Annotated in this window: 13 protein-coding genes; all 13 read left to right on the top strand. The window is 74.0% G+C overall.

The features are described 5' to 3' along the window. Nucleotides 1-39: 39 nt before the first annotated feature. A complete protein-coding gene (locus ACWD1Z_RS14990; protein WP_451118774.1) occupies nt 40-321 on the top strand; it encodes a phosphopantetheine-binding protein in 282 nt (93 codons plus the stop codon). Continuing rightward, the gene (locus ACWD1Z_RS14985; RefSeq protein WP_451118772.1) at nt 321-1,883 is read left to right on the top strand and encodes a class I adenylate-forming enzyme family protein; all 1,563 of its coding nucleotides are present in this window, start codon (nt 321-323) and stop codon (nt 1,881-1,883) included. The genes ACWD1Z_RS14990 and ACWD1Z_RS14985 overlap by 1 nt, the downstream gene beginning before the upstream one ends. After that, nucleotides 1,880-2,878: a transglutaminase domain-containing protein gene (locus ACWD1Z_RS14980; protein WP_451118770.1), complete on the top strand. Its 999-nt coding sequence runs from the start codon at nt 1,880-1,882 to the stop codon at nt 2,876-2,878. The genes ACWD1Z_RS14985 and ACWD1Z_RS14980 overlap by 4 nt, the downstream gene beginning before the upstream one ends. Nucleotides 2,879-2,943: 65 nt before the next feature. Next, the gene (locus tag ACWD1Z_RS14975; RefSeq protein ID WP_451118768.1) at nt 2,944-5,205 is read left to right on the top strand and encodes an MMPL family transporter; all 2,262 of its coding nucleotides are present in this window, start codon (nt 2,944-2,946) and stop codon (nt 5,203-5,205) included. Between the two features lie 91 nt (nt 5,206-5,296). Then, nucleotides 5,297-5,554, top strand: a complete 258-nt coding sequence (locus ACWD1Z_RS14970; protein ID WP_451118766.1) for a phosphopantetheine-binding protein — start codon at nt 5,297-5,299, stop codon at nt 5,552-5,554. Beyond that, complete coding sequence (locus ACWD1Z_RS14965) at nt 5,554-7,101, top strand: class I adenylate-forming enzyme family protein (RefSeq protein ID WP_451118764.1); 1,548 nt, start codon at nt 5,554-5,556, stop codon at nt 7,099-7,101. Before ACWD1Z_RS14970 ends, ACWD1Z_RS14965 begins: the two co-directional genes overlap by 1 nt. Before the next feature lie 5 nt (nt 7,102-7,106). Continuing rightward, nucleotides 7,107-8,714 (top strand): FAD-dependent monooxygenase, encoded by a 1,608-nt coding sequence (locus tag ACWD1Z_RS14960; protein ID WP_451118762.1) that lies wholly within the window; start codon nt 7,107-7,109, stop codon nt 8,712-8,714. A 167-nt stretch (nt 8,715-8,881) separates the two neighbouring features. Then, entirely contained in the window at nt 8,882-11,089 is a 2,208-nt protein-coding gene (locus ACWD1Z_RS14955; protein ID WP_451118760.1) for an anthranilate synthase component I, read from the top strand. Further along, entirely contained in the window at nt 11,086-11,862 is a 777-nt protein-coding gene (locus ACWD1Z_RS14950) for a 4'-phosphopantetheinyl transferase family protein (protein WP_451118758.1), read from the top strand. Before ACWD1Z_RS14955 ends, ACWD1Z_RS14950 begins: the two co-directional genes overlap by 4 nt. Further along, nucleotides 11,859-13,811, top strand: a complete 1,953-nt coding sequence (locus ACWD1Z_RS14945; protein WP_451118756.1) for an FAD/NAD(P)-binding protein — start codon at nt 11,859-11,861, stop codon at nt 13,809-13,811. The genes ACWD1Z_RS14950 and ACWD1Z_RS14945 overlap by 4 nt, the downstream gene beginning before the upstream one ends. A gap of 83 nt (nt 13,812-13,894) precedes the next feature. Further along, the gene (gene pcaB, locus ACWD1Z_RS14940) at nt 13,895-15,337 is read left to right on the top strand and encodes a 3-carboxy-cis,cis-muconate cycloisomerase (RefSeq protein WP_451118754.1); all 1,443 of its coding nucleotides are present in this window, start codon (nt 13,895-13,897) and stop codon (nt 15,335-15,337) included. A gap of 233 nt (nt 15,338-15,570) precedes the next feature. After that, on the top strand, nt 15,571-15,846 hold the full coding sequence (locus ACWD1Z_RS14935; protein WP_451118752.1) for a hypothetical protein: 276 nt from the start codon (nt 15,571-15,573) through the stop codon (nt 15,844-15,846). A 157-nt stretch (nt 15,847-16,003) separates the two neighbouring features. Then, complete coding sequence (locus ACWD1Z_RS14930) at nt 16,004-17,428, top strand: DUF2252 domain-containing protein (RefSeq protein WP_451118750.1); 1,425 nt, start codon at nt 16,004-16,006, stop codon at nt 17,426-17,428. Nucleotides 17,429-17,465 lie beyond the last annotated feature (37 nt).

Here is a 17,465-nt window from a genome sequence, read left to right as displayed (position 1 = left end):
CGAGCCTGCGCGACCCCGCGGGCCGTCACTGGAGGAGACATGTACGACAGCACGACGGTCGCGGAGCACCTGCGCGGCCTGCTGGAGAACGCGGTCGGCGCTCCGCTGCCGCTGGACGACCCGGCGGCCCGGACGGCGTCGCTGTGGAACCTGGGGCTCACGTCGGCGGGCTTCATGCGCCTGCTCGCCGACGTCGAGGACGCCTTCGGCATCGAGTGGGACCTGGACCAGCCGACCGAGGCGTTCTCGTCCTACGACGCGCTGCTCGCCCACGTCACCGGGCACCTGGAGCGCCGTACGGCCAAGGCGGGGGGTGCGTGATGGCCCGCGTGAACCGCCGGCTCGCGCTGGCCACCGCCCCCGCCGAGGCCGCCCGCCGCCACGGCGCCGTACCGATCCGCCTCGACCGGCCGCTCGACCTGTTCCCGCAGGCCGGCCGCAGCTTCGACTACGCCGCTTTCGCCGGCCTGGTCGAGGAGGCCGCCGCCCTGCTCGCCGGGGCCGGTGTCACCGAGGGACAGCGCATCCTCGTCGTCAAGCAGCCCAACTTCGACATACCCCTGCTGGCCTTCGCCTGCGCCCGGATCGGCGCCGTGCCGGTGCTGGTGCACTCGGCCGTCGGCTTCCAGGCGCTCGGCGTCATGACGGAACGCGCCGCCCCGGCGGCCATCATCACCGACGCCACCACCGAGGCGGCCGGCGTGCTGGACTCCGTCGACCCCGCGCTGCCCCGCTGGTACGCCGGGGAGCGCGGCGAGCACGGGCTGTCCCTGCTGGACGCGGAGCGCGGCACCGTCCCGCCCGCCGCCGTGCCCCGCGAGGACACCCCGCAGCTGGTCACCCACAGCTCGGGCACGACGGGGGTGCCCAAGCTGGTGCTGCACTCCGTGCACAGCTTCGCCGGGCACGCCCGTCCGCAGATCACCATCGGCAAGGTGCTGCGGGTGCGCGACCCGTACCTGATGTGCCTCTCCCCGGTGCACGCCCGCTGCATGTCCGGGATGCTCGCCATCCTCGCCCTCGGCCTGCCGCTGGGCTTCCTCACCGACACCGCCCCCGAGAACGCGGCCGAGCTGCTCGCCGCGGTCCGGCCGGGCGTGGTGGAGACCGTCCCGAACGCCTTCATCCGCTGGGAGGAGGTGGCCGAGCGGCAGCCCGAACTGTTCGCGCAGACCCGGCTGTTCGTCAGCTCCTTCGACGCCGCCCACCCGCGCACCATCCGCACCCTGCTCGGCGCCGCGAAGCCTGGCGCCCGCTACATGCAGGCGTACGGCCAGACCGAGACCGGACCGGTCACCGTCAAGTCCCACAAGCTCAAGAGCCGCTGCGACGACGGCCGGTGCGTCGGCCGGGCCGTCCTCGGCCACACCAAGATCCGCGTCCTCGACGACGAGGGCGACAAGGCCCCCAAGGGCACCCCCGGCCAGATCTTCGCCCGTTCCTCCGGCGTCACCCCCAGCTACCTCGGCTCCCCCGACCAGCGGGTCGACGGCTGGTGGGCGATGGGCGACTACGGCCTGGTCAGCGACCGCGGCTGTCTGCACCTGTTCGACCGGATCGTGGACCGGGGCAGCGGCGTGGCGAGCCTGCTGGCGGCCGAGGACGACATCCTCGAAGCCCTGCCGCAGCTCACCGAGGCCGTGATCATCCCGATGTCCGACGGCCCCGCGGTCCCGCTCGTGGTCACCCGCGGCGACGCCCCGCTGGACCTCGCCGCCTGGCGCCGCGCCGTCGCCGCGCTGCCCGAACTCGCCCCGCCGGTGCAGTGCCGCTGGGACGACATCCCGCACACCGCGACCTGGAAGGTCAAGCGACTGGAGGTGGCGCGCCGGCTGGCCGCGGGCGACCTGCCGGTCCTGGCCACGGCAGGGGAGGAACGATGACGACCGCCGCGCCGCGCCGGACCACCACGGCGGCGGAACTCTGGCACCACTGGCTCCCGGCGGTGGAGCGCCTCGTCGCGGTGCCCGAGGAGTACCGCGACGCCCGGCTGACCCACGAGGAGGCGGCCCGCGAACTCGCCGTCGACGAGGCCGTCCTGGAGAACCTGGTCGGCGCCGGCTTCCCCGCCGAGGACACCCCGGACGGGCTGCGCTACGACCACCACGACGTACGCAACCTCGGGCTCCGGTCCGGCCTCGGCCGCTCCCTGGCCGAGCTGGGCGAACGCCAGTGCATGCGGATGGCGGCCGGGCAGCCCGAGCAGTGGCTGACCGAGCGCGTCACCCGGATCCGGCTCACCGCCACCTGCTCGGCCGCCGGCTGCACCAGCTGCGTCACCACCCCGGTCCCCGCCGAACCCGCCCCCAAGCTGTACGAGGGCCGGCTGACCGAGTGGGCGAAGGAGGAGGGCGGCTCGATGGTGGCCACGGTCACCACCCGCGGCCACCGGGACGCCCCGCGCACCGACACCGTCCGCCGGATCCACGACGACCTGCTCGGCCGGCTGGTCTCCGGCGAGTACCAGTACGGCTGGGTGCCCGAGGCGCTGCGGGCCCGCCCCGCCGCCGCGATCGAGCACCGCACCGTGGACTGTGTCGTCGCCGCCTGGCAGATGCAGCGGTGGGCCGAGGAGGCGGGCGTCCGCGCCCGCACCCGGCGCGGCTTCCTGCTCGGTCTGGTCGGCGTCGAGCACGCCTGGACCGAGGTGTTCGAGGAGGGCCGCTGGCTGCTCCTGGACCCGGTGCTGGCGTACCTCGGCTCCCGGCACCGGACCACCCACCCCGAGTTCGCCGACTTCACCCGAGGTTCGGTGCACAACCGGCTCCTCGCCTGGGACCGGACCGTCGACGAGTCGCTGGCCGTGCACGACTGCGTGGCCGGCGGACACGTCCGCGTCGACTGCCGTCAACTCCCCGCCGCCCGTACCCCCGCCTGAGCGTACGGGCGACACATCCCCCCATCGGGGCGTTGCCCCGCCCCGTCATTCCTGGAGGAATACCCATGTTCAACAAGCTGGCCGCCTTGGCGACCGGCCGCCGGAAGCTGGTTCTCTGGCTGGGACTGCTGTTCTGTGTCGTGGCCGGAGGACTCGGCGGCGCCGTCAACAGCAAGCTGTCCTCCGGTGGTTACGAGGTGCCCGACGCCCCGTCGACGCAGGCGAACGAGATCCTCAGCGAGAAGTTCGGCACCGGTGAGCCCAACCTCGTGCTGCTCGTGAAGACCCCGAACGGGGTCGACGACCCGGACACCGCCGCCAAGGGCGCCGAGCTGACCGAGAAGCTCGCCGCCGAGGACGGCGTCCAGGAGGCGGCCTCCTACTGGACCCTGGACAAGGCGCCCTCGCTGAGGGCCGAGAAGTCCGACTCCGCGCTGGTCCTCGCCCACCTGGAGGGCAACGAGGACGAGGTCGACGACTACCTGGCCGAGCTGCGCCCGCACTACGAGGACGGCTTCGAGGGTCTGCAGATCCAGTTCGGCGGCCGGGCCGAGGCGTACGCGGAGATGAACGAGCAGACCCAGAAGGACCTCGCGCTCGCCGAGACCCTGGTGCTGCCGCTCACCCTGATCCTGCTGGTCTTCATCTTCCGCGGGGTCATCGCCGCCCTGCTGCCGCTGGCCGTCGGCATCGTCGCCATCATCGGCGCGCTCGGTGTGCTGCGCGTGCTGGTGGAGCTGACCGACGTGTCGGTGTTCGCGATGAACCTCACCACCGGACTCGGGCTCGGACTCGGCATCGACTACAGCCTGTTCGTGGTCAGCAGGTACCGGGAGGAACTGAAGAAGGGCGCCGCAGTCAACGACGCCATCGCCATCAGCCTGCGCACCGCGGGCCGTACCGTCCTGTACTCGGCGATCACCGTGGCGCTCTCGCTCTCCGCGCTGCTGCTGTTCCCGATGTACTTCCTGCGCTCCTTCGCCTACGCCGGTATCGCGGTCGTCGCCTTCGCGGTGGTCGCCGCCCTGGTGCTGCTGCCGGCGCTGCTCGCGGTCATCGGCACCCGGATCAACAAGTGGTCCTGGAACCGCAAGAAGCCCGAGCAGGCCGTGGAGAACGGCTTCTGGCACCGCCTCGCCACCCTGGTGATGCGCCGCCCGCTGCCGCTGGCCACCGGTGTCATCGTGATCCTGCTCTTCCTCGGCTCGCCGTTCCTCGGCATCAAGCTCAACCTCGCCGACGAACGCACCCTGCCCGCGGACGCCGAGGCCCACCAGGTGGGCACGGTCCTGATCGAGGACTACTCGGCCCGTGAGATGGAACCGCTGATGGTCGTCGCCGAGAACGCCGGCACCCCGGCCGAGCGGGAGACCAAGGTCGCGGCCTACGCCGAGACCCTGTCGCAGCTGGACAACGTCGCCCGCGTCGATGCCCTGACCGGCTCCTACGCCGACGGCAAGCAGATCGCCCCGGCCGGCGCGATCAGCGAGCGCTACGAAAAGGGCGAGGGCACCTGGCTGTCGGTGATCCCGGAGGTCGGCTCCTACACCGACGAGGGCCAGGAGCTGGTCGGTGACGTGCGGGACGCGAAGGCGCCGTTCGAGGAGGTGAAGGTCGCCGGTACCGCCGCCTCCTTCAAGGACACGATGACCTCGCTGACCGACCGCATGCCGTGGGCGCTGCTGCTGATCGCCGTCTCCACGTTCGTGCTGCTGTTCCTGATGACGGGCAGCGTGCTGATGCCGGTGAAGGCCTTCGTGCTCAACCTGCTCAGCCTCACCGCCACCTTCGGCGCCATGGTCTGGGTCTTCCAGGACGGCAATCTGATGTGGCTGACCGGCGACTTCACCGTCACCGGCGGCATCGTGGCCACCACCCCGATCATGATGTTCTGCGTGGCCTTCGGCCTCTCCATGGACTACGAGGTCTTCCTGCTCTCCCGCATCAAGGAGGAGTACGACCGGAACGGCGACAACACCCGTGCCGTCGCCCTGGGCCTGCAGCGCACCGGTGGCCTGGTCACCGCGGCCGCCGCGCTGATCGCCCTGGTCTTCGCCTCCTTCCTGGTCTCCGGCATCACGTACATGAAGCTGCTCGGCCTCGGTCTCGCCCTGGCCGTGCTGATGGACGCCACCCTCGTCCGGGGTGTCCTGGTCCCGGCCTTCATGCGGCTGGCCGGCCGCTACAACTGGTGGGCCCCGCGCCCGCTGACCCGGGTCTACGAGCGGTTCGGCCTGAGCGAAGGGGAGGACGAGCCGGTCCCCGCGCCCGCCGGCGCCGACAAGTCGGTGGACCCCGGGCGCACGCCCGCAGACGTCGGTCGCTGACCCGGCCGGCGCGCAGACCCCCGGCGGGGCCCACGGCCACCCGGGCCCCGCCGGGCCTCACTTCCCATCCGAACATCCGAGGGGAACTCCCATGTCCGACCAGCTCACCCCGGGCCACGCGCTCCTGCTGGAGTTCGTCGACCTGCCCGAACTTCTCGACGGCATCGGCCGTGACGACGACCTGACGACGGCCGGCCTCAACTCCGGCGACCTGATCCGGCTCGCCCTCGCCATCGAGGAGCAGACCGGCAGCCCGCTCGACGACGACGAACTGACCGCGCTGCACACCGTCGCCGGCATCGACCAGGTGCTGACCGCGCGCTCCGCCTCCGTGAGCGAGGTCCGCTGATGTGGCTGGCCCACTTCGTCCGGCGGCACGCCGGACAGCGCCCCGACGCCCTGGCCCTCGCCGACGAGCGGCTCTCGCTCACCTGGCGCGAACTCGACGAACGGACCGACGCGCTGGCGGCCGCCCTGCTGGACCGGGGCATCGGCCCCGGTGAGCGCCTGGTGGTCAGCTCGCCCAACCGGGTCGAGGTGCTGGAGCTGTACATCGCGGCCGGCAAGGCCGGGGCGATCGTCTGCCCCGTCAACCACTCCTTCCCGGCCCCCGAGGTCGAGCACATCGTCTCCAACTCCGCGCCGCGCGGCGTGATCGCCGAGCAGGGCGTCCTGGACCGGCTCGGCGACGCGTTCGGCGACAGCTGGCGGCTCGCCCTGGACAGCCCCGCCTACGAGGAACTGCTCGCCACCCCGCGCCGGACGCTGCCGCTGCCGCACATGGACGACCTGGTCGCGATCCTGCACACCTCGGCCACCACCGGCCGGGCCAAGGGCGTCGCCGTCACCCACCGCTCGGTGTCGGCCTGCTACACGGCGCTCGCCGCCGAGGCCCGGTTCACCGCCGACGACGTGATGCTCAACCCGTGCCCGCTGTTCCACGGCTCGATGGTGATCGGCCTGGCCCTGCTCGCGGCCGGCGGAACCCTGGTCCTGCAGCGGGAGTTCGCCCCGCAGCGCTTCCTCGCCGAGGCCGAGCAGCGCGGCGCGACCCGCGCCTTCCTGGTGCCGTCCATGGTCCGCTTCGCGCTGCGCACCAAGGCGTTCGACTCCACCGACCTGTCCACCCTCGTCGACGTGATGTTCGGCGGCGCCCCGATGCCGGAGGAGCTGCTGCGCGAGTCCCTGGAGCGCTTCCCCTGCCCGTTCCGCGGGATCTACGGCATCACCGAGGGCGGCGGCCCGATCGCCACCGTCGTCTTCGGCGGGGCCGAGGACCACGGCGCCGACGCCGCCGCCCGGGAACTGCGGCTGCGCTCGGCCGGCCGGATGCTGCCCGGCTGCCACATCGAGGTGCAGGACAAGGAGGGCAAGGCGCTGCCGCCCGGCGAGATCGGCGAGGTCTGCGTCCGCGGCGACGGTCTGATGCGCGGCTACTGGCGCAACCCCACGGCCACCGAGTCCACCCTGCGCGACGGCTGGCTGCGCACCGGTGACCTCGGCTACTCCGACGCCGACGGCTACCTCTACCTGGTCGACCGGATCAACGACGTCCTCATCCGCGGCGGGCAGAACGTCTACCCGGCCGAGATCGAGCGGGTCCTCGGCGCCCAGCGTGGCGTCGCCGACACGGCCGTGGTGGGCGCCCCCTCGGAGGAGTGGGGCGAGGTCCCGGTGGCGTTCGTGGTGGCCGAGGGCGAGGAGCTCTCGGCGGCCGGGCTGCTGAAGGCGTGCGCCAGCGAACTCGCCAGCTACAAGCGGCCGGTGCGGATCGAGTTCGTCGACGAGATCCCGCGCAGCGCGGCCGGCAAGATCCTGCGCCGCAAGCTGCGGGAGCGGTTCGCCGACGGCATGCCGGGCGCCGCCCCGGTGCCGCCCGTGGACCAAGGAGCGTGAGCGGCATGCGCGTCGCCTGCATAGGCGCGGGCCCCGGCGGGCTCATGCTGGCCCTGCTGCTGCGCCGCCTCGGCGGCCACGAGGTCGACGTCTACGAACGCAGCCCGGCCGGTGCCACGTACGGCTTCGGCGTGGTCTTCTCCCGCCTCAGCCTGGCCCGGCTGCGCCGCGCCGCCCCCGACGTGGTCGCCGCCCTGCTGGACCGCGGCGCCCGCTGGGACGACGTGGAGGTCCGCCGGGACGGCGAGCGGGTCCGCTCCTCCGGCCACGGCTTCGCCGCGGTGGAGCGGCGCGGCCTGCTCACCGCGCTGACCGAACTGGCCGAGGAGGCGGGCGCCCGCCTGCACTTCGGCACCGAGGCCGACGCCGGCGAACTGCTCGGGCGGTACGACGTCGTGGTCGCCGCCGACGGCTCCGGCAGCCGCACCAGGACCGCGTTCGCCCGGGAGTTCGGGGCCGAGGTCGTCCCCGGGCGGGGGCGGTACGCCTGGTTCGGGGTGGACCGGGCCTTCGACGCGATGACGTTCCTGTTCGCGGACAGCGCGTACGGGCCGGTCGGCGCCCATGTGTACCCCTACGGCCCGGACCGGTCGACGTTCCTGGTCGAGCTGGGCGAGCGGACCTGGGAGCGGGCCGGATTCACCGAGGGCGCCACCAAGCCCCCGGGCTGGAACGACGAGCAGGCCATGGCGTTCTGCGCCGAGGTGTTCGCGGAGCACCTGCGCGGGGCGAAGCTGCTCGGCAACGGCTCGCGCTGGCTGACCTTCCCGCACATCTCCGGTGCCCGCTGGTCCACCGGGCGCCTGGTGGGGCTCGGTGACGCCGTGCACACCGCGCACTTCTCCGTCGGCTCGGGCACCACGCTGGCGCTGGAGGACGCGGTGGAGCTGGCGCGCCGGCTCACCGAGCACAGCGACGACGTGGACGCGGCGCTGGCCGCCTACGAGGCCACCCGGCGGCCGATCGTGGAGTCCGTGCAGCAGGCCGCCTGGGCGAGCCTGCGGATGTGGTCGCACCCCGAGGAGCACCGCGCCCTGGACCCGGCCACGCTGATGCTGCGGCTGCTCACCCGCACCGGCCAGTCCCCCGCGGACGTGCTGCTGCGGCTCGATCCCCAGCTCGCGAAGATCGGTGACGGGGTGACGGCGCTGCCGGAGGGCCCGGTGCCGTCGCTGGTGCCGGCCGGCGGTTCCGCCGCTGCGGGCGACGCGCTGCTCCTCGCACCCGGGGAGCGGCCGCCCGCGGGCCATGCCGGGCCCCTGCTGGTCACCGCCGGTGAGCAGGCCGGGGAACAGTTGAGGGCGCTGCGGGCCGAACTTCCGGACGCGGTGCTCGGGTTGCTGGTCGAGGCGCCGGCGCCGGCGGAGGAGCCGGTGTCCGGGCTCGTCGACTCGGTCGCCGCGCTCGCCGCCGCCGTACCCCTCGACATCGTGGCCGTGGCCCCCGGCGCGGGACTCCCCGGCGCCGACCGCACGGCCCGCTCGGCCCTCGCCGAACGCCTGACGGCGACCGGCACCCCCACGGCGTACGTCTGCCGCCCGAACGAACTCAGCCAGGGCTGGACCCACGTCCAAGCCGCCCGAGCCACGGAGGTATGGACAACCCCCACCTGACCACTCCGGGCCTTCAACTCCCCAGGGGCGCGGGGAACTGCGCGACCAGCCACAACCCACCCGCACCCGCCAGACCACCCGCTCCCGCGTCCCCGTCGCGGGTCGACCTCTTGCCAGCCCACTTGCCAGCCCCGGACATCACCGGGTTCACGAAAGGAATTTGGGGGATGCCCCTGCTGGAAACCTCCCGGCCGCGCACCGGCCGGGCAGCCCCGTCCGGGCGGTGGACGACACCCGTCGGAGTCGAGGTCGTCCGCACCACCGAACTCCTCGGCTCCGCCGCCGCCCTCCGCACCGACCTCGAGGACACCCTCGACGAACGCCGCGGAATGCTCCTGTTCCGCGGGCCGGACCGGATCATCGGCTACTCCGACCCACCCGTGGAGATCACCGCGACCGGCCCGGAGATACGGGCCACCGCGCTCAACCAGCGCGGCCGAGTCCTGCTCCCCGCCCTGCTGGCGCTGTTCTCCGACGCCGTCGGACCCGGCGGTCGCGTGGAGGCCGACGGTGACACCCTGCGCGTGCGCGGCGGCGTCCCCGACGGGACCTTCGCCGAGGAGGACCGCACCCGGCAGGTCGGCGTGTTCGCCGTGGTCCGGGCCGTCGTCGAAGGGCTGGCGATCGGCGACGACCCGCTGCTCGGCCTGTACGGCGCCTTCGGCTACGACCTGATCTTCCAGGTCGACCCGGTCAACCTCACCCAGCACCGCGCCGCCGAGGACCGCGACATGGTGCTGCACCTGCCCGACACCCTCTACGAACTCGACCTCAAGGCCGACGAGGCGACCCGCCACGACTACGAGTTCCGCGTCGGCGCCTCCCGCACCGACGGCCTGGACCGCTCCACCCCGGCCCGCCGCTTCGTCCCGGCCACCGAGGCCCCGCCCCGCGACCACGCCCCCGGCGAGTACGCCCGCGTGGTCGAGAAGGCCGGCCCGCTCTTCCGCTCCGGCGACCTGTTCGAGGTCGTACCGAGCCAGTCCTTCCACCGCGTCGTGCGGCGCCCGCCGTCCCGCCTGTTCCGCACCCTGCGCGAGCGCAACCCCGCCCCGCACAGCCTGCTGATGAACCTCGCCCAGGACGAGTACCTGGTCGGCGCCTCACCGGAGATGTTCGTCCGGGTCACCCCGCGCGACGCGGCCGGCGCCCTCGTCGAGACCTCCCCGATCAGCGGCACCATCGCCCGCGGCCGGGACGCCCTGGAGGACGCCGAACGCATCCGTACCCTGCTCAACTCGTCCAAGGACGAGCACGAGCTGACGATGTGCACGGACGTCGACCGCAACGACAAGTCCCGGGTCTGCCTGCCCGGCACCGTCCAGGTCACCGCCCGCCGCCGCATCGAGATGTACTCCACCCTCATCCACACCGTCGACCGGGTCGAGGGCGTGCTGCGGCCCGACCGGGACGCCCTGGACGCCTTCCTCGCCCACCTGTGGGCGGTCACCGTCACCGGCGCGCCCAAGCTGTCCGCGGTCGAGTTCATCGAACGGCACGAGCGCTCCCCGCGCCGCTGGTACGGGGGAGCGGTGGGCCGGATCGGGTTCGACGGCGGCCTGGACACCGTCCTGACCCTGCGCACCATCCATCTGCACGACGGCGTCGCCACGGTGCGGGCCGGCGCGACCCTGCTGCACGACTCCACCCCCGAGGACGAGGAGCTGGAGACCGAGCTGAAGGCGAAGGCGCTGCTCGGCGTCCTGGACGAGCCCACGGCGGCCGTGCCCCGGCCGACCGTGACGGAGGGTCCCGGCACCGGCCGGCGGATCCTGCTCGTCGACCACCGCGACTCCTTCGTGCACTGCCTCGCGGGCTATCTGCGCGAGACCGGCGCCGAGGTCGGCACCTACCGCAGCGGCGGACACCTCCCGCTGCTCGCCGAGCAACGGCCCGACCTGGTGGTCCTCTCACCGGGGCCGGGCACCCCGTCCGACTTCGGCGTCGGCGCCACGCTCGCCGAGGCCGAACGGCTCGGCATCCCGGTGTTCGGTGTCTGCCTCGGCCTCCAGGGCATCGTCGAGTACCTCGGCGGCACCCTGAACGTGCTGCCCGAGCCGGTGCACGGCAAGCCCTCCAGGGTCCGGCGCACCGAGGCCGACTCGATGCTCCTGGACGGCCTGCCCAAGAGCTTCACCGTCGGCCGCTACCACTCCCTGTACGCCGACCCGGCCCACCTGCCCGACTCCCTGCGGGTCACGGCGGCCACCGAGGACGGACGGGTCGCGATGGCCGTGGAGGCACCCGGACGCCGGCTCGCCGCGGTCCAGTTCCACCCCGAGTCGATCATGACCTACGCCGGGCGCACCGGCCGGCTCGTGGTGCACAACGCGGTCGCCGGTCTGGCCCGTACCCCGATCGGAGCCCTGCGGTGAGCGCCCTGCTCCCGGCCCCGGCGCCGGTGAGCGGTGACCTTGAGCCCGTCGACCTGGCGGCCGTGGCGGCCCTGTTCGAGCCGCCCGTGATCGCGGCGCAGGCGCACACCGGCGAACTGGACTTCGGCCGGCTGCCCGCGCCGGTCCGGGAGCTGCTGCGCGGCTACACCGCGCCGCTGCGCCGCGAGACCTTCACCGCGGGCAGGCTGGCCGCGGCGCGGGCCACCGCCGCGCTGACCGGCATGCCCCGCTGGCTGGGCGCCGACGGCCGGGGGGCGCCCAGCTGGCCGTACGGCGTGGCCGGCTCGCTCAGTCACACCAACCGGGTCGCCCTGTGCGTGACCGGGCCCGATCACGGCGTCGGGCTCGGCGTCGACATCGAACCCCTGGACACCGGCGAGGAGTTGCTCTCCGCCGTGCACTACGTGTGCACCCCCGAGGAGCGCGACCGGCTGCGCGACAGCCCCGACCCGGCCCGTGCCGTACTGCGGCTGTTCTGCGTCAAGGAGGCCCTCTACAAGGCGCTGCCGCCCGACACCCAGGACGGCGTCTCCTTCCAGTCCGTGGAGCTGGAGTGGCAGGAGCCGCCGGCCGGCCAGGACCCGGCCGTACCGGTCCCGTTCACCGTCGTACGCGGTCCCGCGCCCGGCACCACGGGCCGCTGCGCCGTCGTCGGCAGCCGCATGATCGCGGCGGTCGCCCTGCCGTGGCCGTCCGGTTCCCCCACTTCCCGTACCGAGTCCCGTATCCAGCAGGACGGACAGCAGACATGACCACCAGACAGCACACCGTGTGCGTGATCGGCGCCGGCCCGCGGGGTCTCTCCGTGATCGAGCGGCTCTGCGCCGCCGCCCGTGCCGCCGCCCCCGACACCGCCATCGGCATCCACGTCGTCGACCCGCACGCGCCGGGCGCCGGCCAGGTCTGGCGCACCAGCCAGTCCGCGCACCTGCTGATGAACACGGTGGCCGGACAGATCTCGGTGTTCACCGATGCCAGCGTCGAGCTGACCGGACCGCTGGAACCCGGCCCCAGCCTGCACGCCTGGGCCCAGTCGCTGGCCGCCGGTGACATCCCCGGGCACCACCCCGCCCCGGTGCTCGCCGAGGCCCGCGCGCTGGGCCCCGACACCTACCCGACCCGGGCGTTCTACGGCCACTACCTGCGCTGGGCGTTCGAGCGCACGGTCGCGGCCGCCCCGCGGTGCGTGACCGTCACCTGGCACCGGTCCCGCGCGGTCGCCCTGGACGACGAGGCCGCGGCCCTGGCGACCGGGCACCCACCACGCCAGCGGGTCACCCTGGAGAGCGGCACGGTTCTGGAGCACCTGGACGCCGTCGTCCTGGCCCAGGGCCATCTGCCGGCCCGGCCGACGGCCGTGGAGGAGCAGTTCGCCGACCTGGCCCGCGAGTACGGCCTCACCCACCTCGCCCCCGCCAACCCGGCCGACACCGACCTGGAGGGCATCCGCCCCGGTCAGCCGGTCCTGCTGCGCGGCCTCGGGCTGAACTTCTTCGACTACATGGCCCTGCTCACCACCGGCCGCGGCGGCAGCTTCACCCGCGTCTCCGGCCGTCTCGTCTACCTGCCGTCCGGCCGCGAGCCCCGGCTGTACGCCGGTTCCCGGCGCGGGGTGCCGTACCAGGCGCGCGGCGAGAACGAGAAGGGCCCGCACGGCCGGCACGCGCCGCTGCTGCTCACCCCGGCCCGGATCGCCCGGATGCGGGCGGCGCGCGGCTCCGGCGGCGCCGACTTCCTGCGGGACGTGTGGCCGCTGGTCGCCAAGGAGGTCGAGACCGTCTACTACCGCACGCTGCTGGCCTCGCGCGGTCGTGGGGACCGCGCCGAGGCCTTCCAGCGGGCCTTTCTCAGCGCGCTGCCGGGCACGTCCGCGGAGGAGACGGTGCTCGACGCGTACGAGATCGGCGAGAAGGACCGGTGGGACTGGGACCGGCTCTCCCAGCCGTACCGGGACCAGGAGTTCGGCGGCCCCGAGGACTTCACCGCCTGGCTGCTGGACCATCTGCGCGAGGACGTCGCGCAGGCGCGGAGCGGCAATGTCAGCGGTCCGCTGAAGGCCGCCCTGGACGTGCTGCGCGACCTGCGCAACGAGATCCGGCTCGTCGTCGACCACGGCGGGCTGCACGGCGACTCGCACCGCGAGCACCTGGACCGCTGGTACACGCCGCTGAACGCCTTCCTCTCCATCGGGCCGCCCGCGTCCCGGATCGAGGAGGCGGCGGCGCTGATCGAGGCCGGGGTGCTGCACATCGTCGGCCCCGGTCTGCGCGTCGACGTCGACCGGCACGGTTTCCACGCCCATTCGCCGCTGGTGCCGGGCTCCCGGATCAGTACCGAGGTGCTGATCGAGGCGCGGCTGCCCGACATCACGCTCAGCCGCACCGAGGATCCGCTGCTGCGGCACCTGCTGGACACCGGCCAGTGCGCCACGCACCGGATCGCCACCCGCAACGGCACCTGGATCTACACCGAAGGGCTCGCGGTCACCCCGCGCCCCTTCCAGCTGCTGGACGCCGCCCGGCGCCCGCACCCGCGCCGGTTCGCCTTCGGCGTGCCCACAGAGTCGGTCCACTGGGTGACGGCCGCGGGCATCCGCCCCGGCGTCAACTCGGTGACCCTCACCGACTCCGACGCCATCGCCCAGGCGGCGCTCTCGGCGGTGCTGGAGCGGCGGGACCGTCTGGAGCGGACGGCGGCGTGACCCCGGCCCGCGGCCCGCGCCCGGCGGCGCGGGCCGCGGGTGCTCCGGGACCCCCCTGACCATCACCGGAAGAGGACCACCTCATGACCATCCCACTCTCCCCGGAGCCCTCCTCCCCGCTGGACTCCGGGCTGCTGTCCCCGGTGCGGGCGGGTACGCCCGTGGAGGCGGCGGTGTCCGACGCGGCCTGGCTGGCGGCCATGGTCGAGGCCGAGACCGCGCTGGTACGGGCGCAGGCCCGCCTCGGCACGGTGCCCCGGTCGGCGGCCCGGGCGATCGTGGACGCGGCCGACCCCGAGCGCCTGGACCTGGTCGCGCTGGCCCGTGCGGCCCGGGAGACGGCCAACCCCGTCGTCGGGTTCGTGAAGGCGCTGACCGCCGTGGTCGCGGCGCAGGACCCGGCCGCCGCCGAGTACGTGCACCGGGGCTCCACCAGCCAGGACATCCTGGACACCGCCACGATGCTGGTGGTCCGGCGGGCCGCCGCCCTGGTCCGCGCCGACCTGGACCGCTGTGCCGCGGCCCTGGAGCGCCTGGCCCGCACCCACCGGGCCACCCCGATGGCGGGCCGCACGCTCACCCTGCACGCCGTGCCCACGACCTTCGGCCTGAAGGCGGCGGGCTGGCTCCAGCTGGTGACCGACGCCCGCCGCCGCCTGGACGAACTGGCCGCCTCCCTCCCCGTCGAGCTGGGCGGCGCCGCGGGAACCCTGGCCGGCTACCTGGAGCACGCCGGTCCCGTCGGCGACGACTACGCCGGCCGCCTGGTCGAGGAGTACGCGCGGGAGACCGGCCTGGCCCCGGCCGCGTTGCCCTGGCACGTGCTGCGGACGCCGATTGCCGACACGGGCGCGGTGTGTGCCTACCTCACGTCCGCGCTGGGCAAGATCGCCGTCGACGTCCAGTCGATGGCCCGCACCGAGGTCGGCGAGGTCACCGAACCGGCGGTGGCCGGGCGGGGCGCCTCCTCGGCGATGCCGCACAAGCGGAACCCGGTGCTGGCCACGCTGATGCGCTCGGCCGCGCTCCAGGTGCCGCAGCTGGCCGCGGTGTTGTACGGCACCATGCTCGCGGAGGACGAGCGCTCGGGCGGCGCCTGGCACGCGGAGTGGGCGCCCCTGCGGGAGTGCCTGCGGCTGGCGGGCGGTTCGGCGCACACGGCGGCGGAACTGCTGGAGGGCCTCACGGTCGACGCGGAACGCATGCGCCGAAACCTCGACCTGACGGGGGGACAGATCGTCTCCGAACGCGTCGCCGCCGTCCTCACCCCGCTGCTCGGCAAGTCGGAGGCCCGGGCCCTGCTGACCCGTGCCTCGCACGAGGCGGCGGACCAGGGAACGGACCTGGCCCAGGTCCTGGCGACGGCCCCCGAGATCCTCCGCCACCTGACCCCGGCGGAGCTCACCGCGCTCCTGGACCCGACCCAGTACCTCGGAGCGGCCCCCTACCTGGTGGACCGCGCGACGGAGGCCGCCGGGACCCCCGACACCGTGCCGCTGCCAAGCCCCGCCCGGACGGCGGCATGACCAGCACCGGGGGGTCGGCGGACCGGGGCCGGGAGCCGGGACGGGGGCCCGCCCCGCCTGCCGGCCTCGCCCACCGTCGATATGGCACCGGTGCTCGCCTTCTGCCGCTGCACGGCATCGGGAGTGGTCGGCGGTGCCCGGTTCATCCTCGCCACCACCGCCGACCAGCCGCGCCCCCGAGACGTTGGCGGCGCCTTGAACGGTCCTTGACCACTCTTCACCAGCCTGGGGGTATGAATGGCGAACCCGCCGCGGAACGGCGGCAGTTGCTCGACACCCTGCAAGGTCTGCTCGACGCTCTGCCCCGCCCCGCCGACGGGGCACCGCTGCGGGCCGAGGACGTCCTCGCCTACCTGGAGACCGGCCGGGGCCGGGAGCCGGGTGCCGTGATCACCCGCCCGGCGGCCACACCGGAGGGCGACGCGGCCGTGGAGGCGTCGCTGCGGCTGGTGATCGAGGCGTTCACGGCGTTCCTGAGCGTGCGGGGAGACACGGCCGGACCCCGATAGGGGTACGGGGTTTTCCACAGACCTGGCCTTGTCCACAAGCCCGGACCCTGGTTGTCCACAGGGACTGACGCGTTTGCCTCCCCCCGCTGTACCGTCGGCACGAGTTGATGTTCGTGCGGGCCGGGGGACGGCCCCGGTACGGGGGGAGGCGGTCGGTGTGAGCGACGCCGATGGTCAGGAGACGACGGAGTCGGGCGAGCGGCGGCTGCCCCGGGTGCGCGGATTCGCCGAGTGGCCGGGGAACAGCACGGCCAAGCAGGAGGGCAAGGCGCTGCGGGACCGCGTCCCGCGCGCGTCGCACGCCCTCCTGGAACTGGACCTGTCCCGCCCCGACGCGACGGCGGCGGTGGAGGAGTCCAACCGCGGCCGGATCCCGGAGCTCGCGCCGATGCGGGTGGGCCGGATGGCGGCGACCCCGTTCGCCTTCCTGCGCGGCTCCGCGGGCCTGATGGCCCACGACCTGGCCCGCACCCCCATGACCCGGGTCGTCGCCCAGATCTGCGGCGACGCCCACGCGGCGAACTTCGGTCTGTACGGCGACGCGCGCGGCGGCCTGGTCATCGACCTGAACGACTTCGACGAGACGGTGCTCGGCCCCTGGGAGTGGGACGTGAAGCGGCTCGCGGCCTCGCTGGTGCTGGCCGGCCGGGAGGGGGGCGCGTCCGAGGACACCTGCCGCCAGGCCGCGCACGACGCGGTGGGCGCGTACCGGCGCACGATGCGGCTGCTCGCCAAGCTCCCGGTGCTGGACGCGTGGAACGCCATCGCCGACGAGGAACTGGTCTCCCACACCGACGCCCATGACCTGCTCGGCACCCTGGAGCGGGTGGCCGAGAAGGCCCGCTCCAACACCAGCGGCCGGTTCGCGGCGAAGTCGACGGAGCCGACACCGGACGGCGGCCGCCGCTTCGTGGCCGCCCCGCCGGTACTGAGCCGGGTCCCGGACGAGGAGGCCGCGGCGGTGGCCGCGTCCCTGGAGCAGTACGCCGAGACCGTCTCGGAGGACCGCCTCCCGCTGCTGGCCCGGCACGCGGTGCACGACGTGGCGTTCCGGGTGGTGGGCACCGGCAGCGTGGGCACCCGCTCCTACGTGGTCCTCCTCCTCGACCACCGGGGCGAGGCCCTGGTCCTCCAGGTCAAGGAGGCCCGCCCCTCCGCCCTCGTCCCGCACCTGGCCACGGCCGGCTTCGACACCCCGACGGCGGACCACGAGGGCCGCCGGGTGGTCCTGGGCCAGAAGCGCATGCAGGTGGTCAGCGACATCCTCCTGGGCTGGACGACCGTCGACGGCCACCCCTTCCAGGTACGCCAGTTCCGCAACCGCAAGGGCAGCGTGGACCCGACGGCCCTCTCCTCCGACCAGCTGGACGACTACGGCCGCATGACCGGCGCGCTGCTCGCCCGCGCCCACAGCCACTGCGCCGACCCCCGCCTGATCGCCGGCTACTGCGGCAAGAACGAGGAACTGGACGAGGCGATCGCGACCTTCGCGGTCACCTACGCCGACCGCACCGAGGCGGACCACGCGGAGCTGGTGACGGCGGTGCGGGCGGGGAGGATCGCGGCGGAGACGGGGATATGAGACCCGTCGGCCGGCGCCGGGCGGACCGGCGAGCCGC

Source organism: Streptomyces sp. NPDC002784, from assembly GCF_053592135.1.
This window is presented reverse-complemented; position numbering and strand designations above follow the sequence as displayed.